The sequence below is a fragment of the Nonlabens dokdonensis genome (assembly GCF_002162835.1).
GTDB lineage: Bacteria > Bacteroidota > Bacteroidia > Flavobacteriales > Flavobacteriaceae > Nonlabens > Nonlabens dokdonensis_B.
In genome coordinates, this window is record NZ_MAAX01000128.1 from 61,203 (window position 1) to 78,570 (window position 17,368).

The 17,368-nt window shown below is 34.7% G+C and carries 13 protein-coding genes; 5 read left to right on the forward strand and 8 right to left on the reverse strand.

Annotated elements, in window-relative coordinates:
- The first annotated feature begins 81 nt into the window (after nt 1-81).
- From A9Q93_RS08815 to A9Q93_RS08825, 3 genes are all read left to right on the forward strand, one after another.
- Nucleotides 82-300, forward strand: a complete 219-nt coding sequence (locus A9Q93_RS08815) for a hypothetical protein (protein ID WP_303687026.1) — start codon at nt 82-84, stop codon at nt 298-300.
- Between the two features lie 147 nt (nt 301-447).
- Nucleotides 448-804 carry a hypothetical protein gene (locus A9Q93_RS08820; protein WP_303687027.1) on the forward strand — a complete coding sequence of 119 codons (357 nt, stop codon included), beginning with the start codon at nt 448-450 and terminating at the stop codon, nt 802-804.
- Nucleotides 804-1,166 (forward strand): glyoxalase, encoded by a 363-nt coding sequence (locus A9Q93_RS08825; protein ID WP_303687028.1) that lies wholly within the window; start codon nt 804-806, stop codon nt 1,164-1,166. Before A9Q93_RS08820 ends, A9Q93_RS08825 begins: the two co-directional genes overlap by 1 nt.
- A 25-nt stretch (nt 1,167-1,191) precedes the next feature.
- Here the strand turns inward: A9Q93_RS08825 and A9Q93_RS08830 are convergent, their stop codons facing one another.
- From A9Q93_RS08830 to hemW, 5 genes are all read right to left on the reverse strand, one after another.
- A complete protein-coding gene (locus A9Q93_RS08830) occupies nt 1,192-1,971 on the reverse strand; it encodes a nitrilase family protein (RefSeq protein ID WP_303687029.1) in 780 nt (259 codons plus the stop codon).
- Between the two features lie 33 nt (nt 1,972-2,004).
- Nucleotides 2,005-3,297 carry an aminopeptidase P family protein gene (locus A9Q93_RS08835; RefSeq protein ID WP_303687030.1) on the reverse strand — a complete coding sequence of 431 codons (1,293 nt, stop codon included), beginning with the start codon at nt 3,295-3,297 and terminating at the stop codon, nt 2,005-2,007.
- A gap of 379 nt (nt 3,298-3,676) precedes the next feature.
- Nucleotides 3,677-4,495, reverse strand: a complete 819-nt coding sequence (locus tag A9Q93_RS08840) for a DUF6624 domain-containing protein (protein WP_303687031.1) — start codon at nt 4,493-4,495, stop codon at nt 3,677-3,679.
- Between the two features lie 22 nt (nt 4,496-4,517).
- Nucleotides 4,518-5,102 carry an aspartyl/asparaginyl beta-hydroxylase domain-containing protein gene (locus tag A9Q93_RS08845; RefSeq protein WP_303687032.1) on the reverse strand — a complete coding sequence of 195 codons (585 nt, stop codon included), beginning with the start codon at nt 5,100-5,102 and terminating at the stop codon, nt 4,518-4,520.
- Nucleotides 5,103-5,121: 19 nt separating this feature from the next.
- Complete coding sequence (gene hemW, locus A9Q93_RS08850; RefSeq protein ID WP_303687033.1) at nt 5,122-6,255, reverse strand: radical SAM family heme chaperone HemW; 1,134 nt, start codon at nt 6,253-6,255, stop codon at nt 5,122-5,124.
- 172 nt (nt 6,256-6,427) lie between these two features.
- Between hemW and A9Q93_RS08855 the strand changes: the two genes are divergently transcribed.
- Nucleotides 6,428-7,378, forward strand: coding sequence for a serine hydrolase (locus tag A9Q93_RS08855; protein WP_303687035.1), 951 nt, complete (start codon nt 6,428-6,430; stop codon nt 7,376-7,378).
- Nucleotides 7,350-10,169, forward strand: coding sequence for an Npt1/Npt2 family nucleotide transporter (locus A9Q93_RS08860; protein ID WP_303687036.1), 2,820 nt, complete (start codon nt 7,350-7,352; stop codon nt 10,167-10,169). The genes A9Q93_RS08855 and A9Q93_RS08860 overlap by 29 nt, the downstream gene beginning before the upstream one ends.
- Before the next feature lie 59 nt (nt 10,170-10,228).
- Here A9Q93_RS08860 and A9Q93_RS08865 read toward each other — a convergent pair whose 3' ends face one another.
- From A9Q93_RS08865 to A9Q93_RS08875, 3 genes are all read right to left on the reverse strand, one after another.
- Nucleotides 10,229-11,479, reverse strand: coding sequence for a serine hydrolase (locus tag A9Q93_RS08865; protein ID WP_303687037.1), 1,251 nt, complete (start codon nt 11,477-11,479; stop codon nt 10,229-10,231).
- A complete protein-coding gene (locus tag A9Q93_RS08870; protein WP_303687038.1) occupies nt 11,476-14,388 on the reverse strand; it encodes a PEP/pyruvate-binding domain-containing protein in 2,913 nt (970 codons plus the stop codon). The genes A9Q93_RS08865 and A9Q93_RS08870 overlap by 4 nt, the downstream gene beginning before the upstream one ends.
- Nucleotides 14,389-14,590: 202 nt before the next feature.
- On the reverse strand, nt 14,591-17,296 hold the full coding sequence (locus A9Q93_RS08875; RefSeq protein ID WP_303687039.1) for a carboxypeptidase regulatory-like domain-containing protein: 2,706 nt from the start codon (nt 17,294-17,296) through the stop codon (nt 14,591-14,593).
- Between the last annotated feature and the right edge of the window lie 72 nt (nt 17,297-17,368).

Below are 17,368 nucleotides of genomic sequence, written 5' to 3' on the forward strand. Positions count from 1 at the left end.
AAAAAATAGTTTACCTTTTGGCATCGTAATTGATTTTTAATAGTTACGCTTTCGCGAAAGCGAAATTAAATTAAACAACAAATGGATATAATTAAAGACGCAAATGAGTGGTTAGGTGCATCGATGAGCAACATGTCTACAAGTGACAGAGTGCACTCATCGAGAAGAGCTAAAGAGCTTATTCTAGGCATAAATGAAGTGTACAAAGAAACGAAAGATGAGGAGTTGATGGATCTTATGAAATTGCTTACCGCAAAGAAACAAAAGATCGAGAAACGACTTAAAGGAATTAGAGTATAAACGCTCTTATTTTTATAATAATCCCGATAAAGTGAAATACTTTTTATCGGGATTTTTTATGAGGTTAATTATAGCATTCAGTTTTATTCAAAATAGGTATTAGAATAAAGAAACTTTATATTCGTTATCATTAAATATTTCACATAAATGAGATCGTTTTTAATTGTATTTTTTGTAGCTGCTTTATCGACTTCTTGCAGTACAGATTTCCCCAAAAAAGAAATAACTACTCAAAGTCTTAACGGCTTTATAGAAGGTGGTAATGCGGCTGGTGTTTATGGTAAGGCTGGTCTTAAAATCACTGCAGATTCAATAAAAATGAACGACTGGCCCATATCTAGGCTAGTAAACAGTTTGAATGCTTTGCGTGATACTACCATCGTTGATCAAACAAGATTTTCTGACGTTTATACCATTCAAATTGCCAATATAGGAGAACTAGACGAAGGTGCTTTTTGTGATTCTTTAATAGTAGAATTAGGTCGTGCAGGCCTTGCAAACTAATGAATGATCAAATTATTTCTATAAGACCTTTCATAGGGGCTAAAGATTTTAGTACTTCTAGGTCTTTTTATACTGCTTTAGGCTTTCAGGAGATTATTACCTCTAGTACTATGTCTTACTTTAAAATGGGAGATTTTGGCTTTTACCTTCAAGATGCTTTTGTAAAAGAATGGGTAGATAACACAATGTTATTTCTAGAGGTAATCGATCTAGACTCCTTTAGACAAGCTGTTTTGAAAAAACAACTAATCGAAAAGTTTCCTAAAGTAAGAATTTCACAAATACAATATAATAACTGGGGCAATGAATTCTTTGTTCACGACCCCAGTGGAATATTATGGCACATAGGAAACTTCAAATAACATAGGCACATGCCTATTCTTTCAATTAAAAATTGAGGCTAAATTTATCGCGGTCTTCAAGAAACTTCAATTTAGATCTATAAGTTTGTATTTGAGATTTATGAACCTCAACAGTTTGCATTCCTTCTTTTTTCCAAGGATGACTGATCAATTCATTACCTAAAACATCGTAAACTTGTGAATGGCCGCTATAATCCATACCAGTCCCATCTTTACCTACTCTATTAACACCTATGCAATAACTCATATTCTCTATAGCTCGTGCTTTAAGTAAAGCATCCCAAGCATTTACTCGAGGTACAGGCCAGTTTGCAACAAATATAATTACATCATAACCTTGTGTATTTCTAGCAAAAACAGGAAAGCGTAAATCATAACATATTTGCAGGTTAAATTTCCATCCTAAATACTCTGCTATTACCGGTTTTTTTCCAGATTCATATACCTCATGCTCTCCTGCAAGAGTGAATGTATGACGTTTATCATAAATGGTATAAGAACCATCTGGTCTCATGAAAATACCTCGATTCACAAAGGAATCACTCTCCTTAAACATAACACTTCCATAGATGGCAAAATCTCCATTTAAAGCGTGTTCTTTTAAATAATATATAATTGTTGCATCGCTAGCAAGACCTTCTGGACTCATCGAGAAACCAGTAGTAAACATTTCTGGTAATATAACTAGATCAGTAAGACCATAAAGCTGTTCTAATTTTTTAGAAAAGCGATTCTGATTCTCCCTAGGGTTTTCCCAGACTAGATCAGATTGAATTAAAGAAATTTTGAGAGTGCTTTTTTCCATTGCTAAAAAGCTAAGATTATATCATCAATTGATTTAAGAGTTCATTATTTCTTCTATCTCTTCAGTTTCTATAGGAATATCTCTCATTAAATTAAATGGAGCCCCAGATTCATTAATCACCACATCATCTTCTAATCTAATACCAAAGCCTTCTTCTGGAATATAAATTCCTGGTTCTACTGTAAATACATTTCCCGCTTGCATAGGTTCCCAAAGAATTCCATAGTCATGAGTATCTAGTCCTATATGATGAGAAGTACCGTGCATAAAGTATTTTTTATAAGCTGGCCAGTTAGGGTCCTCATTTTGAACATCTGCTTTGTCAAGCAGGCCTAGGTTTAAGAGCTCTTTGGTCATTAACTTTCCTACCTCAACATGATATTCTTTCCATAAAGTACCTGGCACAAGCATTTTAGTTGCGTCATTTTTCACTCGCAACACTGCGTCATAAACTTGCTTTTGTCTTTCAGTAAATCGACCATTTACAGGAATAGTTCTAGACATGTCACTGGCATAGTTTGCATATTGTGCTCCCGCATCTATCAACATGAGATCACCGTCTTTACACTCCTGATTGTTTTCTATGTAGTGCAGCACGTTTGCATTGTTCCCACTCGCAATTATAGGAGTATAAGCAAATCCATCGCTACGTCTTCTAATAAATTCATGTAAGAACTCTGCTTCTACTTCATATTCCATAACGCCAGGCTTTAAAAACTTCAAGACACGACGGAAACCTGCATTTGTAATATCGCAAGCTTGCTGCATTAAATCGATTTCAATTGAATCCTTAACTGAACGTAGTCGTTGAAGTATAGGAGCAGATTTTGCATAATTGTGCGCTGGATATTGCTCTTTAGTTCTTTTAATAAAACGATCTTCTCTCGTTTCTAACTCTACTGACTGACGGTAATGCTCATTTGTATTAAAATAAATGGTATTGCACTGTGTCATCATTTCAAAAAACTTTTTATCAAAGTCCTTTAACCAGTATACCGTTTTAATTCCAGAGACTTCTGTTGCCTTTTCTTTAGTTAACTTCTCACCTTCCCAAACAGCTATATGCGCATTAGTCTCGGTTACAAATAGCACTTCTCTATGTGCAGGATCTGGACAGTCAGGAAAAAGAACAAGAATCGTATTTTCTTGATCTGCTCCACTTAGGTAAAAAAGATCCCGATTTTGAGTAAATGGTAATGTGCTGTCTGCTCCTGTAGTAAAGACATCATTTGAGTTAAAAACAGCTAGACTTGACGGCTTCATCTTTGCCATGAAATTCTTTCGGTTATTGATAAATAACTTAGAATTTATAGGTGAATATTTCATAAAATATAAATGTAGAAGGGTTGTAAAATTTTCTTTAGCTCGCTTTCGCGAAAGCGAACTCATAATAAGTAGCAAGTTAAGAATAGCCGTATAGACGACAAAGAAAACTAGAATTGATTAACAAACCTTCCTAAGAATCAAGAGCGATGACGCTTACCTAAGTAATCTTTAAATAGCTGTAAATAAAATCGTACTATTTAAGACGTTTCTTTTTCTTACGGTTTTTTATGAATGAAAACACTAGTAACAAAATGATTACTAATGTTATACCGATAATAAAATATCTAGCAGCTTCCATAATAATTGGTTTGATTGTTTGCCTAAATTTAAATAAAAGTAATGAATTATTAAATAGACACTTTTAGGATTGAAAGAGAAGTTAATCTGAAACTTGCTCAACGTTAAAAGCTAGTCCCCAGAATGCGACGTATTCTGATAATGGTCCTAATCCCATGATAGCTCTTCTTGCATCTACCTTTTCTGGCTCCTTAAGTTTATGAAGTTCATAAGTGCCGTCTTCATTCATCAAGATTTGAGAACCGTATAATTGAGGTTTTCCTGCATCCATTAACATGCGGTCTTGCATTAAAGCGATGTCTTGACGTTCTAGATCACCATTTTGGGCCGCTTTAAGTAGCATAGGGAAATATTCTGTTCTTTTTTCTGCACTGGCATGCTGTATCACTAGCCATATAGCGCTCATTCCTTTTTCTCCAGCGGTTTCTTCGGTGGGCATCCCACATTTTTCAAGTATCTGCTCTATGGCAGTAAGATTATTTTGGTCTACTTCTTCATCAATCATGTTATCTCCACGATTATCCTGATCCCTATCATGTATGCGTTCTAAAATACGATTCAGGTTATTGCAATCCACTTGATTGATGTTTCTAAAAATTGGTTCTTTTTTAAGAGCAATCATTGCTGTTTCTAGATCCTGAAACTCTACTTTCCGTAAAACGTTTAGGTCGTTAATGAACCAGTTTGCAAAAGGCAGCTCGTTAGATAGCGCTTCTTTTTCTTCTTTAGATAGTAGATTGCCGTTTTTATCATAATACTTAACATCATCGGGCATAGTGAAATTATTTGCCATAATCATGTCTGTCATCTCATCATAGTTAATACGAGTAAGCTTCTCTTCTTTCTGACAGGATAAAAAGAATAAAATAGGTATAAACAGCAGCAATCTTCTTACATGCATAATGATAAATTTAATAGAGATTTTAAGAAGCCTTTTCTAATAACTCAATGATCTCTTCATTAGGAATGATATCAATAGTTAAATTAATACGATCAGTTCCTCCATTATTAATTACTCGATGAGGATCAGAAAGTCTTAAATACCAGCACTGTCCTACTTTCATAGGAACCTGTTTATTATTGAGATAAAACTCCACTCCTTTATTATTATCTACGGGAATAGTTAATCGTATCATCGATTTTTCTTCTTCCAGCGCAAGAGTAGGATCAGTATGTTCTTGAACTACAGAGTTAGGTGCGAGAAACAAAAGACGCACTAAATGAACTTTAGTATACTCTTCAAACCGACTAACAATACTTTTTAAATAAGGTGATTTTTCCATTGCTGCTGTATCCATCCAGTCGCACCAAGTTCCATCTGCATAATCATCTGCTGGTGGAGGAAAAGGTATAGATGTATCTACTAGGTGCGCGGGCGAGCGCAATGGAATTACTTTATAATATTCGTAATGTTCCTTTTTTAAGTCGTGCGCTTCTTTAAGCAATCGATCAACGTCAAATGTAAATGGTAATTGAATTCTATCTTTATATTCTTGTTGGGTTTCCATGAGTTGGTTAGTTTCTTAATCAACTCAAATTTAACATAAAGAGTTCACTTGCAATACCATCACTAAGAAATTTTCCTTTTCTAGTTACAAGTAATGTGTCGCCGTCTAAATACAAAAGGTGATCTTTTAAATATTCTTGTGCTTGTTTCAAAAGATAATCCTTAAAATTAACACCATAATCACGTTCAATTTTTTCCAGAGAAACTCCATAAATAGTACGCAAACCTGTCATAATATACTCGTTGTATTGATCTACAAGAGTAAGTTCTTCTATTTCCATAGGTAGTTTTCCAGCTTGAATAGCCTTCATGTACTTTACATTATTACTAATGTTCCACCCACGTCTTTTTCCATCAAAACTGTGTGCACTAGGACCTATGCCTATGTAACTTTTACCAGTCCAGTAAGCTGTATTATTCTCTGAGAAAAAACCTTGTTTTCCAAAATTAGAAAACTCATAATTCTCAAAACTGTGCAGCTGCATCACATCAAGAAGAATATTAAAATGCTCTTGCGCCACCTCATCTTCTACTTGTGGTACAATCCCTTTTTCAATAAATGATTTAAGCGCGGTGTTTTCTTCTACGGTAAGCGCATAACTAGAAATGTGAGGAATTTTTAAACTGATGGCTTTATACAAATTTTCTCTCCATCGATCATTGCTCATACCTGGAATACCATAAATCATGTCTATGGAAATATTTGGGAAATATTTTACTGCTTCTTCAATACAAGCTTGTGCTTCTTCAGCACTATGCGCCCTATTCATCAGTTTTAAATCTTCCTCAAAGAAACTTTGCACTCCTATAGAAAGTCTATTGATTCTAGTCTTAGAAAGTTCCATGATCTTTTCAAGTGTAAGATCGTCTGGATTTGCCTCAAGGGTAATTTCTGCCCTTTCATTAACTTGATAATGGTCGTCAACTACTTCAAGTATTTTTTCAACTTCATGAATATCTAGAACACTAGGCGTTCCTCCACCGAAGTATATAGTTTGAACAGATGTGTTTTTGTATTCGCTTTCGCGAAAGCGTAACTCATCACAAAGAGCATCAATAATTTGAGCTTTATACTTCAAATTAGTACTAAAATGAAAGTCACAATAATGACAAGCTTGTTTACAGAAAGGAATGTGAATATAAATACCACTCATAAACACAAAAGTAATTGTTATAACGCTAGTAAAACCAAGGCATGAGAGAAAATGGGCCTATTTGTGTGAATAAGTGTTAAATCTTGATTTTAAGAGTGTTAAATAATGCAATAAATTTATCTTCGTAGTGGTTATCACTTATATTATATTAAACCTAAAATTTAAAATTATTATGTTTAAAAATCTAATGTTTCTCTTCAGTTTACTGGCGATTAACGTTTCATTTGGTACTGATGTTTCCCCATTAGTTCCTGCGAATGATCCACAACCTGAGGTTGTCAACTTTCAAGATGCGGCACTACAGCTAGCATTGCAGGACCAAATTCACGCAAACAAAAACTGGAAAAGACTGATCCAGCAAAAACGCCTGTCTATAAGTCTTGTAGACTTATCTGACGAGGACAATATAAAATATGCAAATATTAATGGTAATCATATGATGTATGCTGCGAGTATGCCTAAAATTGCTGTACTCTATGCTGCTGTAGATGCTATTGAAGAAGGTGATTTACGACTTACTAAAGCCGTTCAAAATGATATGTGGCTTATGATTAATAAGTCTAATAATGCGGCCTCTACACGTATGATAGACCGCGTGGGCTTTCAACGTATTGAAGATTTAATGTGTAATCCAGAAAACCCATTTTATGATAAAGATGGTAATGGTGGTTTATGGGTAGGAAAACGTTATGCTGCTCAAGGAAAGCGTAATCCAGAGCCCATTAGAGGATTGAGCCATGCCGCAACTACTGATGCTGTTGCTAAGTTTTATTATCAACTTGCTACAGGACAGCTTATAAGTGAAAAGCGAAGTGAGCAAATGTTGAAGTATTTAGTTAATCCTGGTTTACATCATAAATTTGTAAACACCTTAGATGTTATTGCACCTGAAGCCACTTTATATAGAAAAAGTGGGTCCTGGAGAAACTGGCATTGTGATTCTATTCTTGTAATCGACAAAGCTAGAGGCAAAAAATATATTCTTGTTGCTATGGTAGAGAGCCCAAATGGTGAACAAATTATAAGAAATTTAGTACAACCAGCAGAGCTTGCCATGAATCAAAATGCTACCTTGGCTCCTGATTTAGACGAGAATGAAGTCATTATTACAGCAGGCACATAAATTTTTTGACATTAGGGAAGGCGAGGAGTCTATTTCCCTACTCATGCAACTGTACATATTTTTAATTATATGCGCACTACTGATAGTTAAACCTACAGTAAGTGCGCTTTTTTTATCTCAATTGGGCGCAGATAATCTATCTGTTGCGTTTATAATAATTGCGATTACTGCAGTGGTAGTATCTTACTTTTATAATAAGTCCTTAGAAAAGTTTCCTTTGAGGTATATCATAAGAACTACTTTAGGGCTTTTTGCTTTAGGATTTGTGATCATGGGTTTTATTGTGGCTTTTGATTGGGTCACAACGCTTTTTGTTTATTTGTTTTACACTATGGTAGGCATGTTTGCACTTCTAGCTACATCCCAATTTTGGGTGTTAGCTAATGTTGTGTTTAATGTACGTGAAGCAAAAAGACTTTTTGGATTCATAGGAGCTGGTGGAATCGCCGGTGGAATCGCCGGAGGTTACGTAACGTCCCTTGCAGCTGCTTCCTTAGGTAATGGTGCGTTAATGATAATAGCTGGCCTACTAATTGCCTCTTGTATAATAGTCTTTGAACGTATCTGGAAAACAAGAGTACAGACTTTAAGTAGGTATAAGAGAAAGGAACGCGCCACCGTTTCTACAGAATCATCAATTAAATTAATATATAAATCTGAGCACCTAACTTATCTCGCAGCGGTAATAGGTTTAGGAGTCCTTGTGGCCAAACTTGTTGATTATCAATTTAGTTATATCGCTGCTGCAAAAATCCCTGATCCACAAGAGCTAGCATCGTTTTTTGGATTCTGGTTCAGTACTTTTAATATTATATCTTTATTAATCCAGCTTTTTATAACTAATAAAATTCTAGAAAATACTGATATAAGTGTGAGTCTTATTGCTCTTCCTATAGGAATTGTTCTACTATGTTTGGGCCTTCTTATTTTTCCAGAATTATGGATTGTAATTATCATAAAAGGACTTGATGGTAGCTTAAAGCAATCATTACATAAAAGTGCTGTAGAGCTGCTTTCCTTGCCTATTCCAGCGCATGTTAAAAATAAAACCAAAACCTTTATAGATGTAGTAGTGGACAGCCTTGCTACAGGTATTGCCGGTTTTTTATTAATATTTGTGATTAAAGGATTAAATCTGTCTGCAGCTTATATAACCGCAATTACTATCGTGATTGTGATTACATGGATATATATAGTCTTTAAAGTAAGAGAGACGTATCTAGGTACTTTTAAAGAAAGTATTATGATGAATGAGAACCTAGCTCATTCTAAAAAATCTTCTTCTAGAATAAGACAAAACATGCGCATCATTTTTCAATCAGGATCAGAAAAAGATATTTTATTGATGCTCAAAAGGCTTCCAGAGGTCGCACATCCTTCAATAAAAGATGATGTACTGCAACTACTTGATCACGATAACCATCGTATAAAAGCAGCTGTAGTAGAACACCTTTCTTACGTTACAAAAAAGCCGCAGGTTAAGGTTCAAGATTTTATATATATTAAAGATGATGAGTTAATCGTTTCTACAATGAGTTACTTGTTATCTCAAGATAAAATTTCTCATCAATTTTTTGAGCTGTACTTAAATTATGAAGATGAGTTTATTTCTACTGCTGCATTATTATGCCTAGCTAGAGAATCTGAAGATAACCCTCGACTGGCTGCCAAATATAACCTGAACCTTAGAGTTAAGGTATTTATTGATGAAATGGGCAGCGATGATAGCGACCTAAGAGTATCAGAAATTGCCAGAATTATAGAAACATTAGGCTATATCAAGAGATCTAAGTATCATGATATCATTATACGATATTTAAAGCATCCTAATCCTATTCTTAAAAATGCCGCCATATTAGCTGCAGGTGAAACGGCAAGAGAAAAATTTCTCCCTATTCTTTTTGAAGAATTGGAAGATGTAACGTATCGTGAAAGCAGCATAACAGCAATTTCTAGTTTTGGTAATGACATTATACCTCAACTTTATAAGATGTACCTAAGGGCAAACCTTAATAAAATACAGAAAGCACAAATACCTGTAATTGTAAGTAAAATTTTTACTGAAAAGGCTTACAGAACATTGTTTAAAATGACTCAGAGAGGTAATTTTTCTTTGAGGACTAAAACTTCTGATTTACTATACGACTGGCGTAAAACAGGAGTAGAATATAGCATTAAATCTCGTACCTTAAAATCAATGATTTCTAGTGAATCAAAGCTTTACAGAGATTTATTGAGTTGTTACTTCTCACTAAGATTAATTGAACGTTCTAAATTACCTGAAAATAAGGACATACCTCAATCATTAAAAATGAGTCGCTCTCATTTAATACAGCAAATTAAAAGTTCCATGGAACTTAACTTGAAACGTATTTTCAATTTGCTAGCTTTATATTACAATCCAGAAGATGTATTTGTGGCGTATAAAGGTTTAAAAAGCGAAACTAAAGACTCTCAAATTCATGCCATGGAGTACTTAGATGGACTATTGGGACGTAATCTTAAAACCTTATTATTACCTCTTTTAGAAAGCGGCCTATCTGCGCCTAATCAAGAGTCTACTGATTATCATAATCACATCACTTTATTAAATAAAGAAGACTGTTTAAAGGTTCTCTCTAGTCTTGAAGATGAGCCGTTAGTAATCAAAACAATAGAAGTTTTAAAATATCAACATGATAGTTACACCTTGCATTTATTAAATCAAGTCTCAAATCACACATCTGATATTATAAATGAAGCAGCTGTAGAAGCTTTAAAATGCAAAAAAGAAAACGCAGAAATGGTATAATAAAAAAGGAAGTTTTTAAATAAAACCTCCTTTATAGAATTTGAATATATCGCCGTCGGTTATTCTTCTTCAGCAACTATATATTTCTTTCTAATTTGCTTGTCAATGGCGCTTGCTAAATACATATGATCTCCTGCCGAATTCTTACCCAAAATATTAGACATAAGGCATACTATGTAATTAGTTCCATCTGGATGTTCCACCATTATAACACTATTCATATAATTGAAGTTAGTACCAGCATATTTTGCACCACCACCACTATAGTAACTTCCTGACTTAAAATAAACTGATGCATCATCTAATCGTGGACTATAAGCATACCTAATCCTACGGTCTGTCATATACATTAATCGTTTTAATTCTAGACTGGATTCTTGATCTACTACATCACCTTTTTCTAAAGCTATAAACCATTTCATTAAACCTTTAGGAGTTCCTATACTTCCTCCAGTAGCTCTTGCATAACGGTCTGGACCGTTAGTAAAAAAACTACCTAATCTCCATTCATCATGCGTGATTCCCAGATCTCTTAGAGGTTCATTAACAATTGCTGTAGCCATTTCTGAAAGCTCCTTCTTATCTGCTGTTTCCCAGTACTCATCTGCTTCTTGTTGTGTAAGAGTAAAATACTTATCACCAAAAATTCTCATCAATAATGCTTCTCTCCATACTATACTTGCAGCCCCATTATTACTTACACTAAGCATGTGATCCACCCATTCATATAAAGTAAATTCATCACTCGCAACTACTTGACGTTTTGTCAATTTATCCTTCTCCATATCATAAATAGGTACCGTATGATGATCACCTATTCCCCATACTCCAGACTTGACTACTTTATCTCTCATTAAACGAGTACGTACATTAAAATCTTCTGGACACAAATTATATAGCTGACTAAAAAATGCAGTAGCCACAGCTAGTTTTCCCACACTTCCTGGCTGGAAACCGCTATTCTCATTCATTTCTGCATAGCGCATATTATCTCTATCTGTAATATCAAGAACTGTGATCCCATAGCCACTACGCCTAGGGAATAACCTAGTCATCTCTTTTTGAAATTCCATATTTACCGACATGATAGAATCTGTAGCTGTTTGATCTTCACATAACCATAGATTAATCTCTTCTGTTTTTCTAAAAGATCCATTTCTTAGGTAATACTCTGTAATAGTACTGTCTAGCGTTTTTTCAAGTCGTTTCAACCTCTTAATGCCTGTCCTTTTAAAACCATCAATAGGATAAAATGACATTAATATCATTATAGTTGTAAATGCTGCAATTACTTTAATAGTATTTTTCAAATCTTAATAGGTTTATGAAGTAATAATGCTGTGTTAACATCTACATCAGCATCAATGGAGTTTAAAAATTCAGAGTTTATCGCTTGACTATTTTCTACAAATGGTCGGATCTGAAATAAATATAATTTCCCGTCCTTAAATCCTAGTTCTATATCCCATGCACCTTTGTAACTTCCATTTTTAGAGCCAGGCATGATATTATGAACTGTCTTAGCAAACTCTCTTATAGTCTTTAAGTTCTCATCAGTTAAAATTCTATGGTCAAAATCAACGTGCTCCATTATTGAGCCGCCTGTAACAGGCAGTTTACGCTGCTCATTTTCTCGTGCAGGAGAAACTAGAAGACCTTGACCGTCACTATTGATAATATAAGTTTCAGCACTTTGTCCATCTACTGCTCCACCAGCACCTCGACTCATAGCCACTGTGATAGAATTATCATCATTATTAATGAAATCCTTAGTGATAAGCACGCCACTATAATCTACATCTACTGTAGGAATGATAAGAATAGAAGGGTAAACGTTTTCAGGATTTTCTAAGTAAACTTGCCTCCATTTAAAACTACGCTCTGTATAAGGACTTGCCCATACCTCGCGTATTCCATTAATCACCTTCTCTTTTGCGACTGCATTAAATACAGTAAGGTTTAATCCTGCTCCAGTAAACTCTTCTAGGTCTTCCATATTTGTGTCACTACGCAAGAACACAGGCACTTTACCTAACTCATCTCCCAGCGTAGATTTAAAGTCATTTTCAAGGGAAGACAAGAATGTTTTCTTAAATGGCATTACTGCAATGGCTTCTCTTAATATTTTAAGCTCACCTAATTGATAATCTATCACCTCTTGTTCTGATAAACCATTTGCTTTTAGTTGTTTCGCTTTCGCGAAAGCGGACATCAAAAAATCCCAGTAACTACCATCAGTCTGTGGCATTTTTTGATTCATATGGTCTTTAAAAACACCAAAAGGAATCACTATTCCATTTACTACGTTTTGAGGAAACAGTTGTTTCAATTGGCCCAAATTTGCTGCCTTAGGACCGCATAGAATACCGCTGTCTGAACTACCTACATCTGCCATGTTTATAGGTAACTTTCCATCCAGCTTTAATTTACCTTCAGGAATCCTGATGGTTTTCTTTTCTTTTTTATTAGTTGATGTAAAGAGCACTTCCTCTTCCTTACTCATATCATCAATTTCTTTTATAACTACAGTACCACGATTACTAACTGCATAAAATATTTGTTCACCATCCAGTTTTGTAAGGTCATTTAAATTGTCAATGGAAATAGCGGCATTAGGAATACCTAAATTACGAGCAAGTAACTGCACATGAGAAACTAAATTCCCTTCAGAAACTGTAGCAATTCCGGCAACTGGTTTTAAATCACTAGGCGGATGATCAAATATGTAAATCTTATTAGGATCTACCTGCATTCCTTCAGCATTACCAGATACTACTACTAGTTCTCCTCTAGTATACCCAGGATTGAGACCTCTTATAGTACTTACATTTTTTACTCCGGCAATATCGCTTTTTAAACCTATCTGGCTGGAGACTAATGCTCCTAAGCTTCCTACGGCATCACCTAGAGGTAATAATAAAGAGCTTCTAATACGATCATCAAAAAAACCGTAAGCTTTAGGCTCAAAATTTATATATTCCTCTACAACGTCATTATAAATGGTATTAACCATACCTGTTCCCCATTCTACCTGACTTCGCCCAGTTTTTAAAAAATCTAGTAACTCGTGAGCTTTTATAGTGGCTCCTTTTGAAATAAATAACTCGCTTTCTATGGCGTTCCATTCCCAGTTTTCTACATAACCAGCGCTAGCAAGTGCTTCACTTAAAGAATATACTTTATCTAGGTGCTCTTGTAAATCTACTGGTTCCCATGCGCTAGCTTGTTGAAAAATCAATTCCTCGAGTCGCAAGCTTAGTTCTAATGCGCTTGTGCGCCTTGTACCTCTTCTATCTTCTTTGATATTATTTCTTATATCACACATAAGGTTTGCAGCAGCAGGAACAAGTATAGCAGGATCTGTCTCGCTCTCGTAAAAATTAGAAAACCACTCTGTTTGAGTTCTTATATAAGCATCTTCATTCCAGTCGCTTACCATTTTAGGTAAATCCTGTAAAGAAACAGGTTCAAAAAACTCCTGCATATCATTCATGAGCTTATTGAAATCTTTCCTTGAATTTTCAGTTAAATCGCTTTCATATTTATCCAGCCATGATTTAACGGCTTCTATATCTTTAGCCTGTGGATTGCCATGTATTTTGATACGTATATCCATAAATTTAGGATAACGCTCTGCAAGTACTTTACTTAAACTACGTATATCTTGAGCTAGATTACTATCTCCATCGTGAGGTAAATCTCTTAAGGATTCTCTGATGAGAAAAAAGTCCCTATCTACAAGATCGTTATCGCCTAATACTGTATAATAAAACTTACGTCCCCATTCTTCTTCATCTTCGATTTGTTTTGCACCACGATAAAAGCGAGATCGCTCTTGAATCCATCCGTTATCAACTGATTCTAGATATTTACCCAGTTGGTATTGTTTTAAACGGCTGTGATTATTCTCACCATCCCAGAATTCCCATATTTCATTAGAAGCAAGAATTTCTCCGAGATAAATATGGCGTTTCATAGCCAGTTCTTTCACTTCTGTTTTATAGCTCGCATGTTGAATTCCTTCTCCTATTTTTTCTGGACAAGGGTCTTTTGCATCCCTCACGCTACCATCAGGACAAAACCAGTTGATACTTTTATACGGACCTCGATCCAGTTCCCTATACTGCTGGATCATCTCTTTAATGCGAGCATCAGTAAATTCTTGTGCTTCACTAACCGTGCTAATTAATACAATTATTAGCAATAAAATTCTTTTCATATTGTCAAAAATATAATTATTTAACAGGGATTCAAATCAGTTAAGAGCGGTTTAACTAAAATGTCTAAAATCGACAAGGCTTTTTAAAAATCTTTATGAATATGATAGGTTCGCTTTCGCGAAAGCGGTATTACCTAAGTCTGTAAATAAAAAAAGCAGCTCCTTTTTAAAAGAGCTGCTTTTTCAAAACTTCAATTAATTTTTATAGGTCGTAACGCACTTGTAGGTATACATAGCGAGGTTGTACGGTATAAAATTGAGTGCTAGTAGCTATCTGACCGAAAGAGTTGTTGTTCAACGCCTCTGTATTTAACAGGTTCGTTGCTGCTAGCTTGTATTCCCATTTTGAATCTGGTTTATTATAGAACAACGCCGCTTCCAAAAAGTCATAATTGTTCTCAACATTTTGAGAAGTAGAGAAAAGGTTCAAATCGTACTCTACATCAAAAAACCAGGATTTGTTAATTTGCCAATCGGAGTTTAAAGTAATGGTCTGTCTCGTAGAATTATTAGTAAGTCCACCATTATCAGAATTGTTAAATGCAACACTGTAACCTACTTCAAAGTTAACTCCATCACGATAGTTACTGCGTGCATTAACTCCATAATTATGTGTGATATTTTCAGACTCTCTAGCCTCACCGTTGATAACATTATTAAATGTACTCCAGTTTAAGCCTGCATTTACACTAGCTCGTATTTTACCAAATTCTCTAGAATAACTTCCAGAACCACTAGCTGTTTCATTTGCAAATGGTGAATTAATTAAATCGCTTTGCTGGTTAATGTCTTCAATGTTTACACTGCTTTGTATCGCATCAGTAGTTCTTGAATATGATAACTGTGCGCGTATGTTAGTATAATTAAACATATTAAAGTTAAAGTAATTCAAGCTATACCTATCGTTTATAGCACCTGTTAACTGGTTGTTACCACTAAATAATGCATTGTAATTATTAAAAACAGTTCCTAGTGCATAATTCTCTACATCTGTAAAACTAACTGTCTTACGGTAGTCAAAATTGATATTCTCACTTGATCTTAGTGCAAAACGAACATTAAAATCTGGAAGGATTTCTTGAAAGTCTAATTCATTAGTTGCCCCTAGTTGCGTGTCTTCTATATGAAAGCTGTGAGCTGTAACACCAGGTGTAATCGTAAATTTACCGGTGATAAATTTATAATGTACTGCTCCATAAAGATCTCTAAATTTATAATCCACGTCATTACCTAACAACGGATCAGTTAGATCATTACGAGATCCATCATTTAATATTTGAAAAATATTTGTGTTATAGTCTTGATTAACTATAGATGCACCAGCTGTAAAGTTGATGTTACTCTTTTTATTAAGAACTCTCCAGTAATCCACTTTGGCGTCTAGTTTCTGACTTTCAACTAACTTTTGCTGGTTGATATCGTAGGGATCTGCAGTTTGTAATCCTAATTCACCTTCAAATGGTTCTGGATCTTGTACGCCTTGACGGTCTCGTATAGCATTATAAAAAGGATCTTCTTCAGCATCTATATACCTACCTTCTAAAGCAAAAATATCTTTATCAGTTGCGGTATAATACATGTTAATGGACTGGTCTAAAGTAACTGGTTTTTGAGATTCATTTTGATCTATATCTTCAACAAAACCGCTACGTGATGAAGTGAAGTCGTTGAACTGACTTACGTCACTAAGGTTTACTTGTCCATCATATTCAAAAGTGAAATTTTCATTAGGTTTATAATCTGCACCTAATTTAAAAATACCTATTTGATTGCGTTGAAAGGATCTGTCTTCTGTGTTTTCTAGAACTCCTGTACCTATAAACTCACGACTTGTAAGCGTTTCTTGTTCAGTATCTGTACTTGAAAAAATGGCAAAACCATCAAAGCTCAATTTTTTGTTTGCTTGCCACGAACCATTGAATGCACCAAATTTGCTTTCAATTTCCTTAGCACGATTTGCTTGAAGGTTCAAAATTCCTCCAGCGCCTACACCTACATTTATTGTTGATCCAGAAGCTCTAGTATTACCTCGATTAAAACCTGTAAAACGCAAGTACTCTCTAAAGGTAAATGACTGCAACCCTAAATTATTAAAATCTGTAAGTATGTTTATAGAAACATCTGGACTGTAATAAAATGCTTTAGGTTTTGCTTGATAACGTACATCATCATCACCTTGCCCTATAGCACCAGTCACTTCTCCAAACCAGAAGTTTTTCTTACCTTTTTTTAATCTTATGTTTATAGCGATGCGATCTTCATCATTTCCTAAACCTTTTAACTGACTTTGATTATTGTAATTTTTAAGTACTTCTACTTTACCGACAGCATCTGCAGGGATATTTTTTGTAGCTAATCTTGAGTCACCTTCAAAGAACTCTTTTCCATCTACAAGAACTCGTTCCACCGTTTTACCTTCTACTTGAATGTCACCATCTTCATTTACTTCCATTCCTGGAAGTTTTTGTAAAACATCACCTAACTTTCTTTCAGTTCCATTTGTAAAACTGTCTGCATTATAAACAATGGTGTCTCCTTTTATAGACACTGGCATATCATAAACTATGTTTACAGCGTCCAGAGCATTTTCATCTTCTACCATCACATAATTTTTGATGAGATCAGTTTGCACGTTTTTTACTGTATCAGTTATAGTTTTTAATCCTAAAAAAGAAACTTTAAGCACGTAAGTGCTGTCTTTTTTTAAACTAAGCAACTGATACTTTCCTGAATCATTTGTAATTCCAAAAGCACCGAGGTTTTTATCTTTTTGATAGGCAATTACATTTGCCATTTGTAGTGGAGTTCCAGTACTGTCTACTACTATACCAGATATTTTAATGTTTTGAGCACCAACTATTGAAAATAGAAAGCAAGCAAAAACAGCTAAGAGTAAATTTTTGTTCATTTTAAAGTTTTTTGGTAAAAGAAATGCGAGAAATAAGGTTACAAATCTCGCATTTCGGTAAGTTGTGATAAT